Genomic DNA, 24,452 nt, shown 5'->3' with positions numbered 1-24,452 from the left:
AAGGAGTTTATTAGGCTTTAAAGCAGGGCAATGTTATCATAGCTGCTATCCCAATTATGTTTTATTTGCCATGTCATCTTCAGTGAAATTTACTTTAAATCATGAACAAGACACACAGCGTTTTGCACATATCCTTTCTGAACAGGTACGCTCTGGCATTATTTATTTAATTGGTGATTTAGGTGCTGGAAAAACCACTTTTACCCGTTATTTCTTACAACATCTAGGGCATCAAGGCTCAGTAAAAAGCCCGACTTATACCTTGGTTGAGCCTTATTCAATCCAAGGTAAAGAAATTTTTCACTTTGATTTATATCGTCTGGATGACCCTTATGAATTAGAGCTGATGGGCATCCGTGATTATTTAGAAACGCCCGATGCTTTATTTTTGTTTGAATGGCCATCGAAAGGTGGAGATGAAATTCCAAAACCTGATGTGGTGATTGATATTCAAAAATCGGATGATGAGTTGACACGGTTTGTCACGCTAAGCACTGAATCTGAATCTTTATCTCAAACTTTGCAGGAACAATTGAATGGCGCATGATTCAACTCGTCGTATTCATACCCTTGATGCTGCCTTAGCCAACCAGATTGCGGCGGGTGAGGTAATTGAACGTCCATCATCTGTGGTCAAAGAATTATTAGAAAACTCAATTGATGCGGGCGCAACTGAGTTAATTATCCGTGTTGCACAGGGCGGTTCAACGCTGATTGAAATCATTGATAATGGTAATGGTATTCATGCAGAAGATTTACCTTTAGCGGTGATGCGTCATGCCACCAGCAAAATCCAAACTGCTGATGACTTACATGCGATTGTGAGTCTGGGATTCCGAGGAGAGGCTTTAGCGTCAATTGCAGCCGTATCACGCTTAACTCTGACCAGTAGTCAGGATGAGCAAGGTGTCGGCTATCAAGTTGAAGTGAATGGTACGGCTTTTGATCATCAACAGATTCAGGCAGTCGCTGCACAAAAAGGTACACACATTCGTGTACAGGATTTATTTTTTAATGTGCCTGCACGTCGTAAATTCTTAAAAAAACCAACCACAGAATTTAATCATATTGAAGAAATTGTTCGCCGTCTGGCTTTAACCCATTTCGATATTCGTTTTGTACTGGAGCATAACGATAATATTCGTTTAAACCTGCCTGTCGCTGACAGTGGTGAATTACGCTATCAGCGTGTGCAACAGTTATTAGGCCAGCAATTTATCCAAAATGCGTACTGGATCGATTCAGATAGTATCAATATGCGCTTATCAGGTTGGTTGGGACATCCTTCCGATGCGCGTGCACAAGCTGATATGCAATATGTGTATGTGAATGGTCGTATTGTCAAAGATAAAACCATTTCACATGCGTTGCGTATGGCCTATGACGGAATTTTGCATGGTCATCAACATTCATCCTATTTGTTATTTTTAGAAGTTGATCCTGAAAATATCGATGTCAATGTGCATCCGACTAAGCATGAAATCCGCTTTTTAAACCAGCGTGAAGTGCATGAATTTGTACGTCACTATGCCAAAGCAACCTTGTCTCAATTTCAGACGGCGAGTGCCGATTTAGCACAGGCAATGAAAACAGATGAGGCGGATGATAATTTTAATTATCAACCACAGCCAAAATACCAAGAACAATTCAATTTACATCGTGCGGCGATAGAAGCAGAACCGCAATCAAATCAACCTGCTGAAGTATCGACAGATTTGTTGACTGAATTTAATCAAAGTCGACCACAAGCTGTGCAATACAATTCATCGCAAGCTCAGCAGCCTCGATATAATGGTTCTGCACAGTTGAATAATGCACTCAAAAGTTATTTAGCACCTTTACGCGAAGACGCGGAAGATGGAAATGATCAAGGTCCATCACGAGTGGATGAGTTTCCACTCGGTATTGCGATCGCACAACTGCATGGCATTTATATTCTGGCCCAAAATACTGAAGGCTTGATTATTGTGGATATGCATGCGGCACATGAACGTATCTTGCTGCAACAAATGAAGTCAGCATGGGATAAACCTGAATTTTGGACGTCTCAGCAGTTATTGATTCCAAAAATTGTATCTATCACACGCATGCAAGCGACACGTATCGAAGATTTACAATCACAATTGCAACGGCTCGGTTTAGAAGTCGATCAATATGGTGATGATCAAGTGATTGTGCGTGGTGTCCCAGCGATTTTGCATAAAGCTGATTTTAGCAACCTTATTCCAGAACTGCTGAATGATCTTGATCCAAATGATGAAGCGAGAGGTTTATTGCAAAAACGTGATGAATTGCTCGCTGGGATGGCTTGCCACGGTGCTGTGCGTGCGCATCGTCAGTTAAGTTTATCGGAAATGAATGCTTTATTGCGTCAAATGGAACAAACCGAGTTTGCCAGTCAATGTAATCATGGGCGTCCAACTTGGCGTGCGTTTCCACTCCATCAATTAGATAAATTATTTGCTCGAGGAGAGTAGTTTTACATGTCAAATCAATTGCCCGTCATCAATTTAATGGGGCCTACCGCAAGCGGTAAAACAGCATTGGCATGTGAACTTTATGAGCGTGGAAATTGCGAACTGATTTCAGTCGATTCAGCTTTAGTTTATAAAGATATGGATATCGGCACAGCGAAACCAACCAAAGCAGAACAAGAGCAATATCCGCATCATTTGATTGATATTATTACGCCTTTAGAGGTGTATTCGGCAGCACAATTTGTTGAAGATGTTTGCCCATTGATTGATGATATGCATGCCCGTGGTAAGACCCCGATCTTGGTGGGTGGAACCATGTTGTACTTCAAAGCCTTGCTTGAAGGTCTGGCAAGTAATTTACCCAATGCGGATCAAACGATACGTGATGCCATTCTTCAGAAAGCTGAACAACAGGGGTGGCAATCTGTCTACGAAGAGTTGGTTGAGGTAGATCCTGTTGCAGGAGAAAAGTTTAAAGTATCGGATAAGCAGCGCATCATTCGTGCGCTTGAAGTGTTTCGAATCACGGGTGAACCGATAACAAAACTACAAGCTGAACAACCTAAAAATCAACCATATCGTTACATATTTCATAACTACGCATTAATGCCAGATCGTTTAGAATTACATCAACGCATTGAGCAAAGATTGAGCAAAATGTGGAATATTGGTTTTTTGAATGAAGTAGAGGAATTGATTAAAAAATACGATTTAAATGATGATTTACCGTCTATGCGGTCTGTTGGTTATCGTCAAGCTTTAGATTTTTTACTAAAAAGTGACTTAAGTCTCAAAAATAAAGTAGAAATGGAGAACAAAGCCCTTTTTGCGACGAGGCAATTAGCTAAACGTCAATACACATGGTTACGTTCTTTGCAAGAAATACACGATTTTAAAACTTACGTGACGATAAAGCAGGCGAAAGAAGACTTGCGAAACTTCTTTGGATAAAGCAAAATTCGCAGGCTGTCTTTTTATAATTTTTAGTTGAAAAATAAAGATAGTTTTTTTGCGCTGATTTAAAAATTTTTTGGAGTTAAAAATGTCTAAAGGTCAAACTTTACAAGATCCGTTCTTAAATTCTCTCCGTAAAGAACGTATTCCAGTTTCTATTTTCCTTGTAAACGGTATCAAATTGCAGGGTCATATTGAGTCATTTGACCAATATGTTGTTTTGTTGAAAAACACTGTAAGTCAAATGGTTTATAAACACGCGATTTCTACAGTTGTTCCTGCGCGTAACCCACGTCCTGCTGGTGCTCAAGGTACTGCTGGTGGCTTCCCTGCACAAGGCGCTACTGGTGGCTTCGGTGGTCAAGGCGCTGCTGGTGGCTTCGGTGGTCAAGGTGGCGGCTTCGGCGGTCAAGGCGGCTTCGGTGGTCAAGGTGGGGCTTCGGTGGTCAAGGTGGTGGCTTCGGCGGTCAAGGTGGCGGCTTCGGTGGTCAAGGTGGCTTCGGTGGTCAAGGTGGCTTCGGTGGTCAAGGTGGCTTTGGTCATCAAGGTGGCTTCGATGGCGAAACTAAATTCGAAGATGGTCAAGAAGACGAAAACAATCGTTAATTGATTGATGATCTTTAAGAAAATGCCAGTCTCACGCTAGACTGGCATTTTTTTGTCTATTAAAAAGCTAGAATAAATACTATGGAAATGATTGTTGCTGCGGCATGTTGTAGTGTATTGGTCTCAATTTTGCTGAAATACTTAAAGGCAAAGGGATTTGATGTTTTTCAAATGATTGCGTGGAATTATTTGAGCGCAAGCCTTTTATGTTTTTATTGGTTTAAAACCGATATTACGCATATCTCTTTGAATCATACCCCTTGGTGGTTAATTCTTATTTTAGCAGTGTTATTACCCAGCATATTTTTATGTTTGGCGAAGTCTTTGCAATTTGCAGGTATCCTGAAAACGGAAATTGCTCAGCGGCTTGCAGTCATACTGTCGTTATTAGCTGCCTATTTTATTTTTGGGGAGCAGTTTAGCCAATTAAAATTAATTGGCGTCGTACTGGGCATCATTGCGATTTTAGCGATTATTATCGGACAGGCCACAGAGCAGGCAAGTAAAGGCATGAATTTAAAATCAGCCTTGTTTTTGTTTAGTGTTTGGGCGGGTTATGCTGCTGTAGATATATTACTTAAATATAGTAGTAGTTTAGGCTTGCAGTTTGCAGTCACATTGAATTTAACGTTTATTGCAGCCTTTATTTTATCCATCGCTTATATCGCAATTACTCAACCCAATTGGCAGCCTAAAAATATTTTTACAGGTTTATTTTTAGGTGTACTCAATTTTGCCAATATTGCCTTATATGTCAAAGCACATATGATTTTCAAAGAAACGCCAGCCATTGTTTTTGCTGGGATGAATATTCTTGTCGTGGTACTTGGCGTTCTGAGTGGTGTCGTATTATTTAAAGAACGCTTAAAAGCTTATACCTGGATTGGATTGATCTGTGGTGTGGTTGCAGTCCTGTGTTTAGCCAAAGCAATGATGTAAAGCGATTTGGCTAAATTTGATGGAAGTAAAATTATGACTGGTAAGAGACTAAGTAAGGAAGAGCGCAGACAACAATTGTTGCAGGTGGCTCGTTCAATTATTCGAACTCAGGGTGTAGAAGCCCTAACCCTAGGATATTTAGCAGAGCAAGCTGGTATTACTAAGCCAATTGCATATCGACATTTTATTGACCGTGAAGGGTTACTGATTGCGATTTATCAGGAGTTTGATGATAAACAGACTGCAGAGCTTAATCGGTCTTTAGCTGCCGAAGCAAAAACCTTACAGCAAACCATTCATATTTTTTGCGATGCTTATTTAAGTTGTTTTATCTCAACGGGTCCAGAGGTTGGATTGGTCATTGCTGCTTTGTCTGGTAGTGATATCTTGCAAAACTATTTTCAGCAATGTCAGCAAAAATTCACAGAAATTTTTAAACAAAGCATCCATCCATTTATTCAATTGGATGGAAAAGAGGGTGAAGCAATCGTGATCGCGATCATGGGCTTGATTGAAACGGTATCGACAGCAGCAAGTAAAAATCAAATTGATGCACTGACTGCACAGCAGGTGATGGAAAATTCACTTTTAGTTATTTTACAAGATTATTCAGCGATCTAAATATAGGCAGCAAAAACCGAGTTGACAGCATAAGTTACTATTGGTAACTTGTGTGAATCATCTATTCGGAATGGATCTATGTCTAATTCAAATAAACTTCAGCATGCTTTGATTGTTATAACGCATCCAGATACACAATCACTTTCTCATCAGATTGCACAGCATATTTCTCATGATTTAACTGGAAAGGGTGTTTCAGTAGAAATTGCCGATTTATATAAAGAAGGTTTTCAAACTGCGATGACGCTTTCTGATATTGAAGCTTATCGTGGTCGTCAAGCTTTGGACGCAGATGTCCAATTTGAACAAGCGCGCTTTGATCGTGCGGATGTTGTCTATTTTATTTTTCCTGTGTATTGGTGGTCGATTCCTGCTTTCTTAAAGGGCTGGTTTGAACGTGTATTTAGTCAGGACTGGGCTTACAAATACGATGAACAGGGAAATCTATTGGGTACTTTAAAAAATATTCCAGTTAAACTGATAGGGACTGCAACAGGGACGCAATCTGGGTATGATCGGCATGGTTATACACAAGCGATTCATAAACAAATTGTGGAAGGCATTTTTGCCTATTGTGGGATCGATGATGTTCAAACCTCAATGCTATTTAAAGCAGATTTTATTCAGGCCGATGATCTGAAGGTCTTTTTTGAAGAATTAGACCAGACGGTTTTAAGTCAATCTCAAATCCATACGAATGCATAATGCTAAGCCCTAATAATAAGATGTAATTGGTCATTATTAGGGCAATTATTCAATAAATACTTTTATAGACGAGTAAAAACCACTTCATCTGGTAGTCGTGATTTTGGCAGTTTGGCATTGAAATCACTGTCACTACGATAACCGAGTGCAACAATCACAGAAGCTTTTAAGCCTTTTTCAGTCAAACCAAATTCTTTATTAATGAGTTCTCTATCAAACCCTTCCATCGGTGTTGCGTCAATTCCTTCTAGGCCTGCTGCAAACAACAGTTGTCCGAGTGCAAGATAGGTTTGGTTTTCCATCCATGCAGGAAGATTTTTCAGTTCATTACGATAGAATTCAACATAACCAGAACGTGTGGCACGTTGTCCTTGTTTGGCAGTTTCATCTTTAAAGCGACCACTGGCATCATCTTGCTGTAATAATTGTTCTAAGTATTCAGCAGAAATATCGGTACGCGTGCAAAATACTAAGGTATGTGAAGAATTGAGAACTTTGGCCGCGTTATACACATAATTGCCAGTCAATGCCGATACGATACGCTGCTTTGCTTGATCAGATTCAGCAACCAAGAAGTGCCAAGGTTGAATATTTACCGAAGAAGGGCTGAAACGTAAAATTTCGAGTAGTTTTTCAAATTGTGCTTGAGGAATTTTTTTCTCTGCATCATAAGCTTTTGTGGCATAACGTGTTTTTGCTGTAGCTAAAGTATCCATCCGTCATTTACTCGATTTTAAAATTTAATTTATTTTACTTGATCTAAATTTCACGAAAAGTAGCTAAATGTGATTTCTATATAGATTTAAGTCGTATATGAGCTTTATCAGAGCGACTAAAGCTCTGATAAAGCGCAAGGAGATAAGCGACCGAAGGTTTAGCGAAGTGCAAACAAATGTTTTATAAAAATATTCAGAAATGAGGAAATAGATTAGTGCAGCTGTTAAAAAATGATCAATAGAACCACTGTTTAAAATCTAATTGATAGTTTTCTTGTGGGCTGAGTTCTAAGATCCAAGCTGAATCTGCTCGCCAATCTCCCAAAACAATACGTTGTTTGTTAAGGACATGGTGAATCTCTGGACGATGGGTGTGACCGTGAATTAAATAATCAACGTGTTCGATCACGGATTCTACGGCTTGAGCATTAACATCCATAATGTCATAGCTTTTCAGTTGTTTGGTTTCGCTACTTTTTTTACGAAAACCATTGGCCAGTTTTTGTCTAAAGCTGAGGGGTAAGCTTTTCAGAAAGCCAAGTAATAGAGGATTTCGAATCACTTTACGAAAACGTTGATAAGCAACATCATCGGTACAGAGCGCATCGCCATGTTCCAGTCGGAACGTATGTTGCTGAATATTTAAGGTATAAACGTCAGGCAGTAAAATGCCATCGAATTGCTTTAAGAATTTTTGACCTAAGGCAAAATCGCGATTGCCCACTTGGAAATAAACTTGGTTGTTCGCTGTGGTGAATTTTTGCAAAGCACTGACAATTTCATCTAACCATGGGGCAGTGTAATCATCACCAATCCAAGCATTAAACCAATCACCCAAAATATAGAGTTGCGTGTTTTTATCCTGATATTGTTTCAATAAAGCCAAAAACCCTCGAACGAGTCGAGGGTGATCAGGTGACAAATGTAGATCTGAGATAAACAGGTAGGTCACACTTTTATCCTTTTAAATCTCCCTAAATCCCTCTTTAAGAAAGAGGGACTTTCCTCCCTTTATAAAGGGAGGTTAGGAGGGATTATTATTCAGAGATAATTTTAGCAGATTCAATTACAACGTTCTCTAAAGGAACGTCTGCGTGATAACCACGGTTACCAGTACGTACGCCTTTGATCGCTTCTACAATATCAAGACCTTCAACGACTTTACCAAATACTGCATAACCCCAGCCTTGTGCTGTTTTACCAGTGTGGTTTAAGAAAGAGTTGTTTTTAACATTGATAAAGAATTGAGCAGATGCAGAGTGCGGAGCTTGAGTACGCGCCATTGCAATTGTGCCTTCATCGTTGCTTAAGCCGTTGTCAGCTTCGTTTTCGATTGAATCACGTGTTGCTTTTTCTTTGAAGTTTTCATCCATGCCACCGCCTTGGATCATAAAACCATCAATCACGCGGTGGAAAATTACGCCGTCATAGAAACCGTCACGTACATATTCTAAGAAATTTGCAACCGTTTTTGGTGCTTTTTCAGCGTTAAGCTCAAGAACAATACGACCTTTGTTGGTGTTTAATTCGACTTGAGGAAAACTCATTACATTAATCTCCTAAACATGGGCAAATTGACCATGGGTTTTTGGTTGAGAGAAGCATAAGCAAACTGTAAACTACAAGGCAAGTAAAAAACGTTAAAATCTTTCAGAAAAAGCAAAGATTGCGTTTTTATTTCCCATTTTTAACTGTAAGAAGTGATTTACACCCTATGAAGCCAAATGATGTTGTTTCTGAACTGCCAAAGACCCCGACGCCGAATACCCATGCCTCTGTCGATGCCGCGCAGCAAGAACAACAGGCAGGCTTAGATTTTGTTCGTCAAGTGATTACCGACGATCTTAAAGAAGGGCGTACCCAAAAAGTAGTAACACGTTTCCCACCTGAACCAAATGGTTATCTGCATATTGGTCATGTCAAAGCAATTTGTTTGAACTTTGGTATTGCCGAAGAATTTGATGGTCTATGTAATTTACGTTTTGATGATACAAACCCAGATGCCGAAGAACAAGAATATGTTGATGGTATTGCCAATGATGTGAAATGGTTAGGTTTTAACTGGAATGGCGAGCCTCGTTACGCTTCTGGTTATTTTGATCAACTTTATGCATGGGCTGTTCAGTTGATTGAACAAGGTGATGCTTATGTTGATTTGCAAACACCAGAAGAAATCAAGCTGAACCGCGGTAATTTTGTTGAGCCTGGTAAAAACTCGCCATATCGTGATGCGACTGTTGCAGAAAATCTTGCGCGTTTCGAACAAATGCGTAATGGTGAAATCCAAGAAGGTGGTGCTGTACTTCGTGCCAAAATCGACATGGCAAGCCCGAATGTGCACATGCGTGATCCGATTCTTTATCGCGTACTACATTCAGAGCATCACCAAACGGGTGATAAATGGAAAATGTACCCAATGTATGACTATGCTCATCCATTGTCTGATGCGATTGAAGGTATTACCCATTCACTCTGTACTTTAGAATTCCAAGATCACCGTCCATTCTATGACTGGATTGTTGAGAAAGTGCACTCGCAAGCTGTACCACGTCAGTATGAGTCTTCACGTTTAAACATCGATTACACCATTACCTCTAAACGTAAATTGCGTAAATTGGTTGAAGGCAATCACGTACATGGCTGGGACGATCCACGTATGCCAACAGTTGTCGGTATGCGTCGCCGTGGTTTTACCGCAGAAGGTTTACGCGATTTCTGTAAGCGTGTTGGTGTATCGAAAACTGATGGTATTGTTGATGTGGCAATGCTTGAGTTCTGTATTCGTCAGTCATTGGAAAATGCAGCAGCACGTGGCATGGCAGTACTGAATCCATTGAAAGTGACATTGACCAATTTACCTGAAGAACTAGATCTCACTCATGCACGTCATCCAAACGTGGATATGGGCGAACGTATTATTCCTTTAACACGTGAGCTTTATATTGATCGTAAAGATTTCGAAGAAGTGCCACCTAAAGGCTTTAAACGTCTGATTCCTGATGGTGAAGTGCGTTTACGCCATGCTTATGTCATCAAATGCGATGAAGTGATTAAAGATGCCAATGGTGAAGTAATTGAACTTAAATGTTCAATTGACCCTGAAACTTTAGGTAAGAATCCTGAAGGTCGTAAGGTAAAAGGTGTGATTCATTGGGTCTCTGCGACTAAAGGTGTGCCTGCGGAAGTTCGTATTTACGATCGTTTATTTACTGAAGCTGCACCAGATGCAGATGATGATTTCTTGGCAAATCTAAATCCTGAATCATTAAAAGTGGTTCAAGCGGTGATTGAGCCTGCTTTAGCACAAGCGAAACCTGAGGATCGTTTCCAGTTTGAACGTGAAGGTTACTTTGTTGCGGATCAACATGATCATCAAGCTGAAAAGCCTGTGTTTAACCGTATTCTGGATTTAAAAGACAGTTTTAAAGCAGACAAGAAGTAAGTGTGAAGCAAATTCTCCTCACTGAGTGTTTGGAGAATTAGATTTAGACTGAAAAAGCCCAATTTTAAAATTGGGCTTTTTTATTGAGACTCTAAAAGAATGAAGTTTTAAATATTCAGATTGTCTAAGAACGTTTGAATGACCAATCGGCACTGCTGTTCTAACTGTGCTGCATAAGCCTGATTATCTTGACGCAATTGAGGAATAGATAAACCCGCATGGCGTATTTCACAAGTATGGCCAATCAGCCATTTTTCAAAATTTTCTTCAGCGATTTCAAGATGGAACTGCAAGGCCAAGATATTATTTCCCACAGAAAAAGCTTGATTTGGATAGATCGCTGAACTTGCCAATAAGGTACTATTTTCAGGTAAATCAAAAGTGTCACCATGCCAGTGCAGGACTTCAACGTTTTCTAATGCGGCTAAGGGATTCGTCTCAAGCACTTTAATGTCTAATTTACTCCAACCAATCTCTTTTTGGTGTCCAGCATAGACTTTTGCACCGAGTGAGAGTGCAATGAGTTGTGCACCCAAACAAATACCAATGGTTGGTTTATTGGCTTTTAAGCGTTGTTTTAACCCAGCAATTTCATCCACTAAAAAGGGGTAGTCTTCTGTTTCATAAACACCGATTGGTCCACCGAGAATCACCGTTAAGCCATCATAATTAAGCGCTGGACTTAGATCATCCACACCCGCTTCAAAATAACGGACGCGAAAACCCAATTGATAAAAAATATCTTCTAATGAACCTAGGTCTTCAAAAGCAAGATGTTGAATGGCATAAACGGTTTTTAGGTGAGTGGCGAGGGGCATGACCGAGTACCAATGAGTAAAAATTATGTTGTATCTTAAATCATTTTTAAGACCGATGTGTTGACCTTATGCGTGTTGGACAGCACTGGAAAAATAGGGCTGTCCAATTACTCAGTTAAAAAAGCAATCTGCGTTGATGATGTTCTTCTTCCAAAATTGGAACCACATGTTCATCCTTCAAATCGACACCAGATAATCCTAGTCGTTTGGAGTTATGCATTAATGCCAATAAGCGTTGTGTGGCAATTGGAATACTTAATCCTGCGGGACGAATATTTGAAATACAGTTACGTTGTGAATCTAGGCAACCACTTTGCGCTTCCCATGTGTAGTAGAGCCCCATACTGTCAGGTGAACTGAGACCGGGACGTTCACCGATCAGCATAACCAACATACGAGCCTGAAAAATTTCAGCGATTTGATCGCCCAAAGCAACACGGCTGTCTGTGGCAATTGCAATTGGGGCTAAGGACCACTGTTGTTCTGCAAAAGGCTGGATCAGTGCCTGAATAAAAGGCAGTGCATTTTCTTCAATGGCACGGGCTGATAGGCCATCGCCAATCACAATACAGACATCATAAGCCTGCGAATCTTTTTGCATCTGCTGAAGCTGTTGTATCGAAGCGGTTGAAAGTAAACGTCCTAAATCAGGCCGCTTCAAATACAGCTCTTTATTTTCAGCCTGACTTTGTACATGGATTGGGTTTAAGCCCAATTGTTGTAATTGCTCAGTCAGTAATTCGACATTCAAGGACTGAAAAACCGCATCTTTGGCTTGGGCATGGCTCAGTTGGAAATCAAGCAATGCATGGGTTGGAATGCTGCATCCTGCACGTCCAATGGCAATACGGGCATCGGTAAACTGTTTTAGTGTTTCCCACTGGTCTTGATGCGCCTGTGCAGGAAATTGAATGTCTTTAGAAAGTTTCATTGTATTCTCCTTAATGCATCAAAAGTTTGGAGAATTGAGCAGGCATCTGTTTAGCCCAATGAATTTGTTGTTGCTGCTGTTTTAAAATCCCTTGTTGTTCTAACCAATGTGAAAATTCAGGGGCAGGCTGTAGCCCAAGCAGTTGTCTGAGATAAAGCGCGTCATGAAAAGAGGTGGTTTGATAATTCAACATCACATCATCCGAACCCGGAATGCCCATAATAAAATTAATACCTGCTGTACCAAATAAGGTCAGCAGCACATCCATATCATTCTGATCGGCATCTGCATGATTGGTATAGCAAATATCACAGCCCATTGGCAGACCGAGCAACTTGCCACAAAAATGATCTTCTAGGCCTGCGCGAATAATTTGTTTTCCGTCGTAGAGATATTCAGGGCCAATAAAGCCGACCACGGTATTGACCAATAGGGGATTGTATTTGCGCGCCACAGCATAGGCACGTGCTTCGATAGTTTGCTGATCAACGCCGTGATGTGTATTACTCGACAGGGCACTGCCTTGTCCGGTTTCAAAGTACATTACGTTGTTGCCAAGCGTACCGCGGTTTAAAGCTAGTGTAGCTTCATAACCTTCCTGTAACATTTGAAGTGAAATACCAAAACCTTCATTGGCTTTTTGTGTACCTGCAATAGATTGAAACATCAGGTCAATCGGAACATTTTTTTCTGCCAGCTGAATGCCAGAGCTAATATGGGTCAGAACACACGATTGGGTCGGGATTTGATATTCCTGAATGACATGGTCGATCAGCTTTAACAGCTCAGAGAGATTATGCAGATTGTCTGTTGCAGGGTTAATGCCAATCACTGCATCGCCATTGCCATACATCAGACCATCTAAAATACTGGCGGAAATACCCAGCACATCATCGGTGGGATGATTGGGTTGTAAACGCGTGGATAAATGTCCTTTTAAACCGATGGTATTGCGAAATTGGGTAATGACCTCACATTTGCTTGCGGCATAAATCAGATCTTGATTACGCATGATTTTACTCACAGCTGCGACCATTTCTGGGGTTAAACCCGCTGCAAGCTGTTGCAGTTTTTCGGTGGTTGCATCTTCACTGAGTAACCAGTTACGAAAATCGCCCACCGTAAAATGCGCAATCGGTGCAAACAGATCAGCGCGATGTTCATCAATAATCAGACGGGTAATTTCATCGGTCTCGTAATCCACTACGGTTTCATTTAAAAAGTTCTTTAACGGCACATCTGCAAGCGTAATTTGTGCAGCAACACGTTCAGTAGCATCCTGTGCAGCAACCCCTGCCAGTTGATCGCCAGAACGTAAAGGGGTGGCTTTTGCCATCAAGGTTTTAAGATCAGCAAACTGATAGTGTTGTTGGGCCACGATTTGACGGTAACGCATGCGCTTCTCCTTAATCTTTCTGATTATTGCTTTTCATCTGCCGTGATCTGTGCAAATTCTTCTTCTGGCGTCCCTTGTATAAGTTGATGACGGCTGTAAAAGATAAAATAGGCAATAAAGACCATATAAATGCCTGCTGCAATACACCACACTTTAGGATTGACCAGAAAACCTGCGACAACTGCAATAGCAGCCAAAATTAAGGCAATGCTCGAGGTGACGATACCACCAGGTGTTTTATAGGGGCGGTGCATTAGGGGACGAGATACGCGCAGCTTAATATGCGAAAGCATCATCAAGACATAAGAAATGGTTGCCCCGAAGACTGCAATTAAAATAAGCAAATCGCCTTCTTTGCTTAAAGACAAGAAGAAGCCAATGATGCCTGGAATGATGATGGCTAAATAAGGGGCGTGATTTTTATTGGTTAATGACAGTGATGTAGGTAAATAGCCCGCACGGGAGAGCGCAAAAATCTGGCGAGAATAGGCATAGATAATTGAAAAGAAACTGGCGATAAGCCCTGCAAGACCGACAAAATTGACAAAGTTAGCCAGCCATGTACCTTGTCCATAGACTTTGACAAGGGCATCGACCAATGGCGCACTGGAGTTTTGTAAGGTACTGGCACCGGCTGCACCTGCGCCTAAAAATAGAATCAATAGGGCAAAGGCGGTTAAAATTAACATCGCACCAATCAGTCCGCGTGGCAGCGATTTTGCAGGGTCTTTGGCTTCTTCAGCAGCTAAGGGCACACCTTCAACGGCCAAGAAAAACCAAATCGCATAGGGAACCGCTGCCCAAATGCCTAAATAACCATAGGGAAGAAAGCTGCTTGCGCCAAATTGTTGCCCTGCAGGAATATCAAACAGGTTCTGTGAATTAAAATGAGGCAACATCGCAACGATAAAAACAGCCAGTGCAATCGCTGCAACCAAGGTGATGGCAAACATAATTTTAAGAGCTTCACCAGCACCTTTTAGGTGAATACCCATAAAAATCAGATAACAAGCTAAATAAACTTGCCAACCACCAATGCCGAATAGAGATTCACAATAGGCCCCAATAAAGACCGCAATGGCGGCAGGCGCAATCGCATACTCAATCAGAATCGCGGTACCTGTTAAATAGCCACCGAGTGGACCAAATGCGATACGGGCAAAACTATAGCCGCCACCCGCTGTTGGGAGCATGGTCGCCATTTCGGACATGGCCAGACATAGGCAGAGATACATCACGGCAACGACTGCGGTGGCAACAAACATGCCACCCCAACCCCCTTGAGCGATACCAAAATTCCAGCCCGCGAAATCACCTGAAATGACATAGGCGACTCCTAAGCCGATCAGTAATAACCAGCCCACGGCACCTTGCTTGAGTTTTCTTTGGGCAAAATAATCTTCAGAAGAGGTTGCAGATGCTGAAAGTGCAGAAATAGGTTCTTGGTTGTTCATACAAAGCTCCGTGTATGGGTCTCATCAGCAAGATGCAAAAGCAATGCCGATGTTGCACACCTTGTGCCAAAATTAAATTTCTATTTGATTGCTTGATCCAGTTTGATTGAGAAAATACGGTGTTTATCGAATCATCAGTACATTATGGTTTAAGGCTGTATAAGCCTATGTCGCAAGGCTTATACAGTATTTGATCCTTCTATCGACTTAGAAAAAGCCCATGGCTTTGGTTGAATAACTCACCAACAAGTTTTTGGTTTGTTGATAGTGGTCGAGCATCATTTTGTGGTTTTCACGGCCGACACCTGACTTTTTATAGCCTCCAAATGCAGCATGGGCAGGGTAGATGTGATAACAATTGGTCCAAACTCGACCCGCTTCAATGGCACGACCTGCACGATAGGCGGTATGGGTTGAACGTGACCAGACCCCAGCACCTAAGCCATACATGGTGTCATTGGCAATCTGAATGGCTTCATCAAAATCCTTAAATGTGGTTACCGACAGTACAGGGCCAAAGATTTCTTCCTGAAACACTTGCATGTTGTTATGACCTTTAAAGATGGTCGGTTCGATGTAGTAACCATTGCCAACCTCTTGGCGACCATGCCCACCCAATAGCACTTCTGCACCTTCCTGTCGGCCTGTATCGATACAACGCAGGATTTTTTCTTGTTGTTCTAAGGAGGCTTGCGCACCGACCATGGTGTCGGTATCGAGGGGATGTCCAAGTTTGATGCGTTTGACCCGTTCAATGGCTTTTTCCATAAACTGATCGGCAATACTTTCCTGAATCAAGGCACGCGATGGGCAGGTACAGACTTCACCTTGATTCAGCGCAAACATGGCAAAACCTTCAAGGGTTTTATCCAGAAAATCATCGTCATGATCCATCACATCGGCAAAGAACACATTCGGTGATTTTCCGCCTAGCTCTAAAGTCACTGGAATGATGTTTTCAGTGGCATATTGCATGATTAATTGCCCAACTTGGGTTGAGCCAGTAAACGCAATTTTGGCAATACGTGGACTGGTTGCTAGTGGGCGGCCAACTTCGGCACCATAACCATTGACGATATTGAGTACACCTGCAGGTAATAGATCCTGTATCAGCTCAGCCACCAATAAGATCCCAACAGGTGTTTGCTCCGCAGGTTTGATCACCACGCAGTTGCCCGCAGCCAATGCCGGTGCCAATTTCCATGCCGCCATCAAGATTGGGAAGTTCCAAGGGATGATTTGCCCAACTACGCCGAGTGGTTCATGAAAATGATAGGCAATGGTGTCTTCATCAATTTCAGAGATACCACCTTCCTGTGCGCGAATACAGCCTGCAAAATAACGGAAATGATCAATGGCCAAAGGGATATCAGCCGCCAGTGTTTCACGGACAGGTTTACCATTATCCCAAGTTTCAGCAACCGCCAGCATTTCCAAATTGGCTTCCATACGGTCAGCAATTTTTAGTAATAAATTAGATCGTGTGGTTGGAGAGGATTTATTCCATTCTTGCTTGGCTTTGTGGGCGGCATCCAGTGCCAATTCAATATCTTCTGCACTCGAGCGTGGGATACGAGTAAAACTTTTGCCATCGACAGGAGAAATATTGTCGAAGTAGACTCCTTTAACAGGGGCAACCCACTGTCCACCAATAAAGTTTTCATATTGGTCTTTAAAATGGATTTTTGAACCAGATTGATTCGGATCAACATAGCGCATATACATACTCCTTTATGTGTTGTGATATTTTTAAATAAAGTACTGGGTACGTTATTGAGAATGACGTTATCGCGTTGAAGGTTGGAAAAAGGTTGGAATTGCATGTAAGGGAATAGGGAAATTACAAATGCATACAAAAAGGGAATTACAGCAACAGCGGGCATTGGTTGAGCAACTCAGGGCACAAAGTAGCCTCAATCCACAACATGCCGAAAAAATGGAACAGAGTATTGCCAGTTCCTGGGAGCGTTCTACACGCGCTGATATTCCTAAAGAACGTTTAGCTGCACCGTTGCTCGATCAAGTTTCGACACAAACAGGTTCATTGGCCTTGGCATTACAGGCTTGTCAACAAGACCTCAAGCATGTTGCAGAACAGTCAGCGATGGTGCTTGCGGTTGGAGATGTCGGCAGTACCATTATTTGGACGGCATCCTGTACCCAAATGCGCAATGCTGCCGAACGTGTCCATTTTGTTGCAGGTGGGCAATGGCAGGAAGAACTGGTTGGCACCAATGCGCTGGCACTTTCGCTCAAGACGCAGAAATCAAGTTGTGTATTTTCCAATGAACACTATATGGCATCGGTACATGATTGGGTTTGCTATGCTGCTCCAATCCTAGACCCATACTCCAAACAAGTCTTAGGCGTAGTAGATTTATCCACCACATGGGAAAACCACAATAGTTTAGGTTTGTTAGCGGTCGAGCGCTGTGCTGCAATTATCCAAATGGCGGTACAACAATTACAGCAACAACATCTGTATATACGTACTTTTAATACGGCGCAGGTCTTGGTCAATGGCAAGCACTTAAGCTTAAGCCCGAGACAAGTGGAAATTCTGGTGATTTTGGCTTTATGCCCGCAAGGGCTGAATTTAGAGAATTTACATCAGGCTTTGTATGGGGAACGCAAAGTCAGTATGGGGACATTAAAAGCGGAGATGTCTCATTTAAGAGAGCACTTGGGGGACTTACTTGGCTCTCGTCCGTATCGCTTGAATGTACCTGTTGAGGCGGATTTCCTGCAACTGGAACAAGCATTGGATGCCGGCTATATCAACACCGCACTACAAGGCTATACCGGCATTTTTTTAGCAAAAACCGAAAGTCCATTTTTATGTGCTTGGCGGGATTGTTTGGAATCCCGTTTGAGTCACGCCATTTTTCAATCAGAGGGCAGCGACGCTTTATTAAAGCATTTGGCTTATTGTCCTGAAGCGGTTGATGCGGCGGAACGCTTATTGGAATTATTGCCTGCATCTCATCCTGCTAAAAATATGCTCAGTAAGTACCAAGACCACTGAGCATTAGGATCATTATAAAAAGACCATCTAGGTTATTTGATTTTTTCAGCTAGCCATGCAAAAAGCTGTTGATACACCTGCTCACGTACAGGTGGTGCAGACAGTACAAGATCATGCAAACCATTTTGAATAGACAGGGTTTGCACATCACCTTTCATTTTCTTGGCATTTTGCGTCATATCATTAACATCCAAAATCACATCACTTTGCTGTGCATCAATACCCCATTTTTTAGGGAATTTGGATTGATGTGAATGCATGATTAGGGTAGGCACATTTAAGGTCACACCTTGATGGATTTCTTTTTGTGCTTCATGAATTGCCGTGACAAAAGAGAGATGTACAAAAGGCATGGTTTTCGGTTTCCAATCCAGATTGAAATCCCATTCACCGTAAAAATCTTTATGCAAGCTTGGTGTGTACCATGGGTTTAGACCACTTGGAAATTTTGCATTCGGTAAGCGTTTACCCACTTCACTGAGTAAGGGAATCCCGACTTTTTTCTCAATAACACTTTTATAGAAGTCATAAAACGGGCTGTTGTTCCAAACCGCTTTAATTAAACGATGATCAGGATAATGTGCAGCATATAAAGTCGCAATTAAACCGCCTGTCGAATGTCCTGCCAATACAACCTGATTGTGATTTTCTTGACTGATCACTTCGAGTGCCTTGCTGATTTCAGCATCGTATTCGCGTAGATCTAAAACGTAATAGAGTTTTTGATGAGGCAGTTTTGAGCGACCATATTTTCTGAGGTCGAGTGCGTAAAAATCGTAACCATGCTGATTGAATTGTTCAGCCATTTCTTTTTGAAAAAAATAGTCTGCAAAACCATGGATATATAAAACTGCTTTTTTGGTCGCTTCAGCGGCCTTCTTGCGGACCAAGGTCGCAACAACTTTTCCATCATAATCATCAGCGAAATTTAAAGTCAGTTGCTGATAATCTTCACCAAGTATATCTGTTTGATATTCATAAAGATTTGAAGTAGTCATTTTTATAGATCAAGTCTGAATTCATTAACAAACACATTAAATGAAAACCCTTGGATGTCAATGTAATTATACGACACCTAGCGTTCGCGAATTGGATTTGCGTTTTTATTTTTGATAAAAAATCGTTAAGCTATGCGTTGTTGTTTTTGACTGAAGAAATTATGAAACAAGAGACTGCACTCAAGTTACTCAAGGCTGGGGAAAATGTTTTTTTAACGGGCTCAGCAGGTGCAGGAAAAACCTATACGCTTAATCAGTACATTCATTATCTTAAAGCGCGTAAAGTACCTGTTGCGATCACTGCATCCACAGGGATTGCGGCGACGCATATGAATGGCATGACTATCCATACTTGGGCGGGAATTGGTATTAAAGACCGTTTGACTGATGATGATCTGAAACGGATGAAAGAGCGTAAATATTTAAAAGAGCATTTAGAAAATGCCCAAGTCTTGATTATTGATGAGATTTCAATGCTGCATGCCAAACAATTGAATTTGGTCAATCAGGTATTGAAATATTTTAAAGAAAGTGACGAAGCCTTTGGTGGGATTCAAGTAATTGTTGCTGGTGACTTCTTCCAGTTACCGCCAGTTGGTAAAAAGGATGAAAGCAATCGCGATAAATTCTGTTTTATGTCGGATGCTTGGGTTGAAGCCAAATTCCGTGTTTGTTATTTGACCGAACAGCATCGTCAGGATGATGAAATCCTCAATCAGATTCTCAATGCGATTCGTGCACAGAATATTCAAACGAATCATCTCACAGCATTACAACAATCACGTCAGCATGATATTGGCGAGACCTTTACTCGTTTATACACACACAATATGGATGTCGATAATATTAATTATCAGCACCTGAATGAAATTGATAATGAAAGTCATCAATTCAATGCGGTTGTCGATGGTAATGAAAAGCTGATGGAAACCTTAAAATCATCAGTGCGTGCGCCTGAAGAACTCACCCTAAAGAAAAATGCCAAAGTGATGTTTGTTAAAAACAACTTTGATATGGGCTATATCAATGGTAGTTTAGGTGAAGTGATTGGTTTTGAAGAAGACGATAAGCAGGGCATTCTGCCTAAAGTGAAGTTGACTGATGGCACAACATTTTTAGTCGAACCTGAAACGTGGTCGATTGAAAATGAAGCGGGTAAGGCAATTGCCAGTTTCCAACAGATTCCGTTGCGTTTGGCATGGGCAATCACCATCCATAAAAGCCAAGGGATGACTTTGGAAGCTGCAGAGATCAATCTCACCCATACTTTTGAGAAAGGTCAGGGCTATGTAGCTTTATCACGTTTAAAGTCACTGACTGGACTGAAGCTACTTGGTTTCAATGATCAGGCGCTTGAACTGGATAGTTTGGCAATTAAAGCAGACCGCCGTTTTCAGGAATTATCGACCGAAGCGGAAGTCAACTTTGAAAATGTAGATTTAACCACACAGCATAATGCCTTTATTCGCCATTGTGGTGGCACGCTGAATGCGACTGAAATTGCCCGTAATGAAAAGAAAATCGCCAAAGGTGCAAAACAGAATTATGCCGCAGCGACCTTGGATGAAACCCGTACTTTATTTGAAGAAGGCTATGAAATTGAAGATATTGCGCATGAGCGTGGTTTAACGCCTGCAACGATCATTAATCATTTGGCACGTTTGCATAAAGAGCAGGGCTTGGATATTTCGGTTGCCAGCCCGGGTGATGAAGTGATTGAAGAAGTGCGCAAGATTTATAAGCGTTTGCATAAACGTAAAAATCCAGAGCACTTTACCGATGACGGCTCAATAAAATTGCGTCCTATCGTTGAAGCCACCAGTCCGCGAATGGCTTATGACCAAGTCCGTTTGGCTTTATTATTTATTGAATAGGAACCATAAAAATGCCGCATTTAATTGCAAACTATTCAGCTAATTTAACTGAATTAGATCCACATCAATTATTAAAAGATGTGAATGTCGCATTAATTGAAACGGATTTATTTGTCGCAAATGATATTAAATCTCGTGCATTTAAAGATGAGATATTTTTAATTGGTTTGAATGAGACAGAAGAAGCTTATATTCATTTAAAACTGTATTTATTGAGTGGTAGAACGCAGGAGCAAAAACAAGCAGTCGGAGCGGCATTGTTGCATCGATTGGAACAAAAAAGCTATATCCAGTCTGAGGTCAGCTTTCCGATACAGTTGTGTGTCGAAGTGATCGATATGCCGAAAGAAAACTATTTTAAGGCAACGGTCTTGGACTGAAATCCGCAATTCTGATCAAGTTTAAAGGATGTGAATCTGGCAAATTAACTTTCATCAAATGATTGAGTTAAATGTATGACGCTATATGATCAGAAGTTGCAGCGCGTATGTGAATATATCCAACAGCATTTAGATGATGAGCTTGATTTAGATACATTAAGCCAAGTTGCATCTTTATCTAAATTTCATTTCCACCGTATTTTTTTAGCAAATATCGGTGTGAATTTGATGAGGTTTATTCAATTATCCAGATTGAAACGTGCATCATTCCAACTGGCATTTTCTGCTGATATCAAGATCATTGATATTGCCTTGCAGTCTGGTTTTGAGAGTCCTGAAGCATTTAGCCGTGCATTTAAACGTTCATTTGATCAAACCCCAAGTGCTTTTAGAGAGCAGCCAGATTGGCTATCTTGGCATCAAAGGTTTGTTTTTTCTTTACCTCAGAGAGGAATCGTGATGAACGTTAATGTTGTAGAAAGAGCCGAAGAGAAAATTGCATTTATATCACACTACGGCGCACCAGAACGTGTGTTTGAAACGGCTGCACAGTTTATTCAGTGGCGCAAGGAAACGGGCTTATCTCCCTTGGCGAAAAGCAAGACTTATGGAATTCCATTTTCTGATCCAGAACAAACCTTAAGTGATGATTTTCGTTTCGATATTGCTGGAACAATCACGGTGGATGTTCCTGAAAATACGTATGGTGTAAGTACTGGTATGCTCCCCAAAGGGAAATATGCTGTAGTTCGGCACTTGGGTAGTCATGATCATATTAAAGACAGTGTTTACTATCTATATCGGGATTGGCTGCCACAATCAGAGTTAGAAGTAGGAGATTTCCCTGTCTTTTTTCATTATCACAATTTTGTTCATGATGTAGATGAATGTGATTTGATTACAGATATTTATTTACTACTAAAATAAGTCTGAGGCTCTGCTGCGAAGCAGAGCTATACAATCTGAATGTCCACATACTGTTGGATTAAATTATCATCGAGCATATGTACATAATCTAAAAATGCCACATTAAAGCTTCCCACCGTTTGCGCATGTTCATATGCAAGTTTACCCGCGATGGCAAAATGTATATGTGAAGCCAGTGCAGCAATACTGGCTGTACTCACTGCATGATAGGCCGCTGTTAATGCGCCTAATGCACAACCTGTTGCGGTAATTTTAGGTTGTAAATAACACCCACCATTGACTTGAATGACCGCATCAAACTGCTTGGAAATGATGTAATCCGACTCACCTGAAATGGCAATGCATTCAGAATGCTGTAACAGACTTTTTGCTTGAGCGTAGACATCATGGCTATTTAAAGTGCTATCCACACCTTTAGACTGGCTTTGGCTACCTGCCAATGTACTAATTTCTGAGGCATTACCACGAATGATTGTCGGCTTAAATTGTAAAAGTTGCTCAACAGTTTTACTTCGCCATTTTAAAACAGGACCATATCCCACAGGATCAAGTATCCAAGGCACTTGATGTTGATGCGCTGTCTTGGCTGAAATTAACATCGCTTGGGTTTGTTCTGTTGTGGGTGTACCGACATTAATACTTAAAGCTGAACTAATTTTTGTAAAGTCTTCTGCTTCAAAAGGGTTGTCGATCATGGCTGGTGAAGCACCCGCTGCAAGCAAAATATTGGCAACATAATTGTTTGCAACACTATTGGTGATGCATTGCACTAATGGTGTTTGTTGTTGTAAAGCACGCCAAGCTTCTATGACTTGATCGATCAGTTGTTGTTTGTGTGACATGACACATCCTTCATAAGTATGATTTTGATATTGCTATTTTTAGCGTGTGAAATAATGATCTTGATGTTTGCAGCGACGACAGATCAAAGAGACATAATCTTTCGCATCATAATCGACAATTAAATCGTTTGAACCACAATACATACAGCGTTTAACTGAATAAAAATTTAATCGAGGCTCGATTTTTCGCCAAGACTTCCAAACAGGCTGAATAAAAATACTTTCGTCATAACCCAAAAACTTAAACAGCAGTACTTCACTCATTTTACTAAATGGGATGGTGTATGGTCTTGGTAGTGTAGTGGTTTCCCAACGTTCTGCGAGTGCGCGCTCACGATATTGTTCCAGTGTTTTTTTCAGCAAATTGGTGTTGATAAACTTATCATTTCTTGGCTGTAAGGCCTTTTGTTTATAGAGATATTCCAATGCGGTTTGGATCAAATAAAAAATTTGGCCTACAGCTAAGCCTTCCATTAAACGATAGCAAAAAGCTTGGAAGCTACGATTTCCTGCAATCTGAATGCCCCAAGTACGACAGTAAAACTGCATAAATTGTACGATTTCTTGATAAAGCACCAAATAAAGCACGTCTTTTACTTCATCTGTGGTTTTAAATGGGACGCCTAAACTGAGATTTTCATAGAACCATTGGCGTAACTGATGCGTGACACTGAACAGGCTCGGGTCTGAATAACCATCGAGTCGGAGATTGAGATAAAAATGTTCAGTTTCCAAATTATCATTTTGTGGCTTAAACACGCCTAATTTTAATAACTCTTGGACTAAATGGTTCTGGAATAAATAGTTGGGAGTAAAATCATGATATTTAATATTTTTCCAATGAATCAATTCGTCATGTTGTACATCTTCACGGGCATAACTGTCCAATAGACTCAATAAGAATAATTTATGTAAAAAGCTGAGTTGATTCAGGCTATAAATTACTTCGTCTTTAATTTTGTATTTGCGTTGTTCTTGCAAAATTGTTTGTTGGGTTTGTTTTTTCCGTTGCGCTGTACATTGCGCGCAATGACAATTCAGCTTGCTGTCACTTTTAAAGACACGATGCTGGCAGTGGCTGCATTCGTGAAATTGAAATTCTTGACTGTATTGTTCGGCTTCAACCCAAAACATGGAGGCTTGGCACAGAGGGCAATGGCTACTTTCATCTAACTGTTTCTGTAGAATCTGTAAATCCATTGATATTAAACCTATGACCATTAAAAAGAGAATTATACATGCTGTGCTAGCAGAGTGATGCAAAGTTTATAGATGGAATAGAACTAAGATCAAAATGTGACTGAATTGGATGAAATTTATATCAAAATTAAAGCAAATGTCAGTAGC

General features: G+C 40.9%; 22 protein-coding genes and 1 pseudogene. 12 read left to right on the top strand and 11 right to left on the bottom strand.

The genetic code is table 11. From position 1 onward, the window contains the following. The first annotated feature begins 70 nt into the window (after positions 1 to 70). From tsaE to FPL17_RS07570, 7 genes and pseudogenes are all read left to right on the top strand, one after another. Positions 71 to 547 (top strand): tRNA (adenosine(37)-N6)-threonylcarbamoyltransferase complex ATPase subunit type 1 TsaE, encoded by a 477-nt coding sequence (gene tsaE / locus FPL17_RS07600; RefSeq protein ID WP_159884306.1) that lies wholly within the window; start codon positions 71 to 73, stop codon positions 545 to 547. Then, positions 537 to 2,477, top strand: coding sequence for a DNA mismatch repair endonuclease MutL (mutL, locus tag FPL17_RS07595; RefSeq protein WP_159884298.1), 1,941 nt, complete (start codon positions 537 to 539; stop codon positions 2,475 to 2,477). The genes tsaE and mutL overlap by 11 nt, the downstream gene beginning before the upstream one ends. Positions 2,478 to 2,483: 6 nt before the next feature. Then, on the top strand, positions 2,484 to 3,428 hold the full coding sequence (miaA, locus tag FPL17_RS07590; protein ID WP_004806046.1) for a tRNA (adenosine(37)-N6)-dimethylallyltransferase MiaA: 945 nt from the start codon (positions 2,484 to 2,486) through the stop codon (positions 3,426 to 3,428). 91 nt (positions 3,429 to 3,519) lie between these two features. Then, positions 3,520 to 4,037: pseudogene (hfq, locus tag FPL17_RS07585) on the top strand (RNA chaperone Hfq). An 81-nt stretch (positions 4,038 to 4,118) separates the two neighbouring features. Further along, positions 4,119 to 4,976 (top strand): EamA family transporter, encoded by an 858-nt coding sequence (locus FPL17_RS07580; protein WP_004806050.1) that lies wholly within the window; start codon positions 4,119 to 4,121, stop codon positions 4,974 to 4,976. 33 nt (positions 4,977 to 5,009) lie between these two features. Then, complete coding sequence (locus tag FPL17_RS07575) at positions 5,010 to 5,597, top strand: TetR/AcrR family transcriptional regulator (protein WP_159884296.1); 588 nt, start codon at positions 5,010 to 5,012, stop codon at positions 5,595 to 5,597. Between the two features lie 78 nt (positions 5,598 to 5,675). After that, the gene (locus FPL17_RS07570; RefSeq protein ID WP_159884294.1) at positions 5,676 to 6,302 is read left to right on the top strand and encodes an NAD(P)H-dependent oxidoreductase; all 627 of its coding nucleotides are present in this window, start codon (positions 5,676 to 5,678) and stop codon (positions 6,300 to 6,302) included. Positions 6,303 to 6,364: 62 nt separating this feature from the next. Here FPL17_RS07570 and nfsB read toward each other — a convergent pair whose 3' ends face one another. The 3 genes from nfsB to FPL17_RS07555 all read right to left on the bottom strand — a co-directional run bounded on the left by nfsB (position 6,365) and on the right by FPL17_RS07555 (position 8,565). Then, on the bottom strand, positions 6,365 to 7,018 hold the full coding sequence (nfsB, locus tag FPL17_RS07565) for an oxygen-insensitive NAD(P)H nitroreductase (RefSeq protein ID WP_159884292.1): 654 nt from the start codon (positions 7,016 to 7,018) through the stop codon (positions 6,365 to 6,367). Positions 7,019 to 7,253: 235 nt separating this feature from the next. Beyond that, the gene (locus FPL17_RS07560) at positions 7,254 to 7,970 is read right to left on the bottom strand and encodes a UDP-2,3-diacylglucosamine diphosphatase (RefSeq protein WP_159884290.1); all 717 of its coding nucleotides are present in this window, start codon (positions 7,968 to 7,970) and stop codon (positions 7,254 to 7,256) included. Between the two features lie 85 nt (positions 7,971 to 8,055). Continuing rightward, on the bottom strand, positions 8,056 to 8,565 hold the full coding sequence (locus FPL17_RS07555) for a peptidylprolyl isomerase (protein ID WP_004661403.1): 510 nt from the start codon (positions 8,563 to 8,565) through the stop codon (positions 8,056 to 8,058). Between the two features lie 167 nt (positions 8,566 to 8,732). Between FPL17_RS07555 and FPL17_RS07550 the strand changes: the two genes are divergently transcribed. Then, positions 8,733 to 10,460, top strand: coding sequence for a glutamine--tRNA ligase/YqeY domain fusion protein (locus tag FPL17_RS07550; RefSeq protein ID WP_159884288.1), 1,728 nt, complete (start codon positions 8,733 to 8,735; stop codon positions 10,458 to 10,460). Positions 10,461 to 10,567: 107 nt separating this feature from the next. Here the strand turns inward: FPL17_RS07550 and FPL17_RS07545 are convergent, their stop codons facing one another. From FPL17_RS07545 to exaC, 5 genes are all read right to left on the bottom strand, one after another. Next, a complete protein-coding gene (locus tag FPL17_RS07545; RefSeq protein ID WP_159884286.1) occupies positions 10,568 to 11,278 on the bottom strand; it encodes a glutamine amidotransferase in 711 nt (236 codons plus the stop codon). Between the two features lie 115 nt (positions 11,279 to 11,393). Next, positions 11,394 to 12,209, bottom strand: coding sequence for an ethanolamine ammonia-lyase subunit EutC (eutC, locus tag FPL17_RS07540; RefSeq protein ID WP_159884284.1), 816 nt, complete (start codon positions 12,207 to 12,209; stop codon positions 11,394 to 11,396). A 10-nt stretch (positions 12,210 to 12,219) separates the two neighbouring features. Continuing rightward, positions 12,220 to 13,605, bottom strand: coding sequence for an ethanolamine ammonia-lyase subunit EutB (locus tag FPL17_RS07535; protein ID WP_159884282.1), 1,386 nt, complete (start codon positions 13,603 to 13,605; stop codon positions 12,220 to 12,222). Between the two features lie 23 nt (positions 13,606 to 13,628). Then, on the bottom strand, positions 13,629 to 15,059 hold the full coding sequence (gene eat / locus FPL17_RS07530) for an ethanolamine permease (protein ID WP_159884280.1): 1,431 nt from the start codon (positions 15,057 to 15,059) through the stop codon (positions 13,629 to 13,631). 207 nt (positions 15,060 to 15,266) lie between these two features. Then, on the bottom strand, positions 15,267 to 16,778 hold the full coding sequence (gene exaC / locus FPL17_RS07525) for an acetaldehyde dehydrogenase ExaC (protein WP_005189696.1): 1,512 nt from the start codon (positions 16,776 to 16,778) through the stop codon (positions 15,267 to 15,269). Between the two features lie 127 nt (positions 16,779 to 16,905). On the opposite strand from exaC, the gene FPL17_RS07520 reads away from it, so the two are divergent. After that, complete coding sequence (locus tag FPL17_RS07520; protein WP_159884278.1) at positions 16,906 to 18,084, top strand: transcriptional regulator; 1,179 nt, start codon at positions 16,906 to 16,908, stop codon at positions 18,082 to 18,084. A gap of 32 nt (positions 18,085 to 18,116) precedes the next feature. On the opposite strand, the gene FPL17_RS07515 is transcribed toward FPL17_RS07520, so the two are convergent. Beyond that, complete coding sequence (locus FPL17_RS07515) at positions 18,117 to 19,082, bottom strand: alpha/beta hydrolase (RefSeq protein ID WP_151715773.1); 966 nt, start codon at positions 19,080 to 19,082, stop codon at positions 18,117 to 18,119. 161 nt (positions 19,083 to 19,243) lie between these two features. On the opposite strand from FPL17_RS07515, the gene FPL17_RS07510 reads away from it, so the two are divergent. The 3 genes from FPL17_RS07510 to FPL17_RS07500 all read left to right on the top strand — a co-directional run bounded on the left by FPL17_RS07510 (position 19,244) and on the right by FPL17_RS07500 (position 22,263). Continuing rightward, on the top strand, positions 19,244 to 20,956 hold the full coding sequence (locus FPL17_RS07510; RefSeq protein ID WP_159884276.1) for an AAA family ATPase: 1,713 nt from the start codon (positions 19,244 to 19,246) through the stop codon (positions 20,954 to 20,956). Positions 20,957 to 20,967: 11 nt separating this feature from the next. Next, positions 20,968 to 21,336, top strand: a complete 369-nt coding sequence (locus FPL17_RS07505; protein ID WP_159884274.1) for a 5-carboxymethyl-2-hydroxymuconate Delta-isomerase — start codon at positions 20,968 to 20,970, stop codon at positions 21,334 to 21,336. Positions 21,337 to 21,411: 75 nt separating this feature from the next. Beyond that, positions 21,412 to 22,263 (top strand): AraC family transcriptional regulator, encoded by an 852-nt coding sequence (locus FPL17_RS07500; protein WP_159884272.1) that lies wholly within the window; start codon positions 21,412 to 21,414, stop codon positions 22,261 to 22,263. Between the two features lie 26 nt (positions 22,264 to 22,289). On the opposite strand, the gene thiM is transcribed toward FPL17_RS07500, so the two are convergent. Both thiM and FPL17_RS07490 read right to left on the bottom strand, forming a co-directional pair. Next, entirely contained in the window at positions 22,290 to 23,105 is an 816-nt protein-coding gene (gene thiM, locus FPL17_RS07495) for a hydroxyethylthiazole kinase (protein ID WP_159884270.1), read from the bottom strand. A 39-nt stretch (positions 23,106 to 23,144) separates the two neighbouring features. Continuing rightward, on the bottom strand, positions 23,145 to 24,305 hold the full coding sequence (locus FPL17_RS07490) for a hypothetical protein (RefSeq protein ID WP_159884268.1): 1,161 nt from the start codon (positions 24,303 to 24,305) through the stop codon (positions 23,145 to 23,147). Between the last annotated feature and the right edge of the window lie 147 nt (positions 24,306 to 24,452).

The sequence above is a fragment of the Acinetobacter dispersus genome (genome assembly GCF_009884975.1).
In the GTDB taxonomy this organism is placed as follows: domain Bacteria; phylum Pseudomonadota; class Gammaproteobacteria; order Pseudomonadales; family Moraxellaceae; genus Acinetobacter; species Acinetobacter dispersus.
This window is presented reverse-complemented; position numbering and strand designations above follow the sequence as displayed.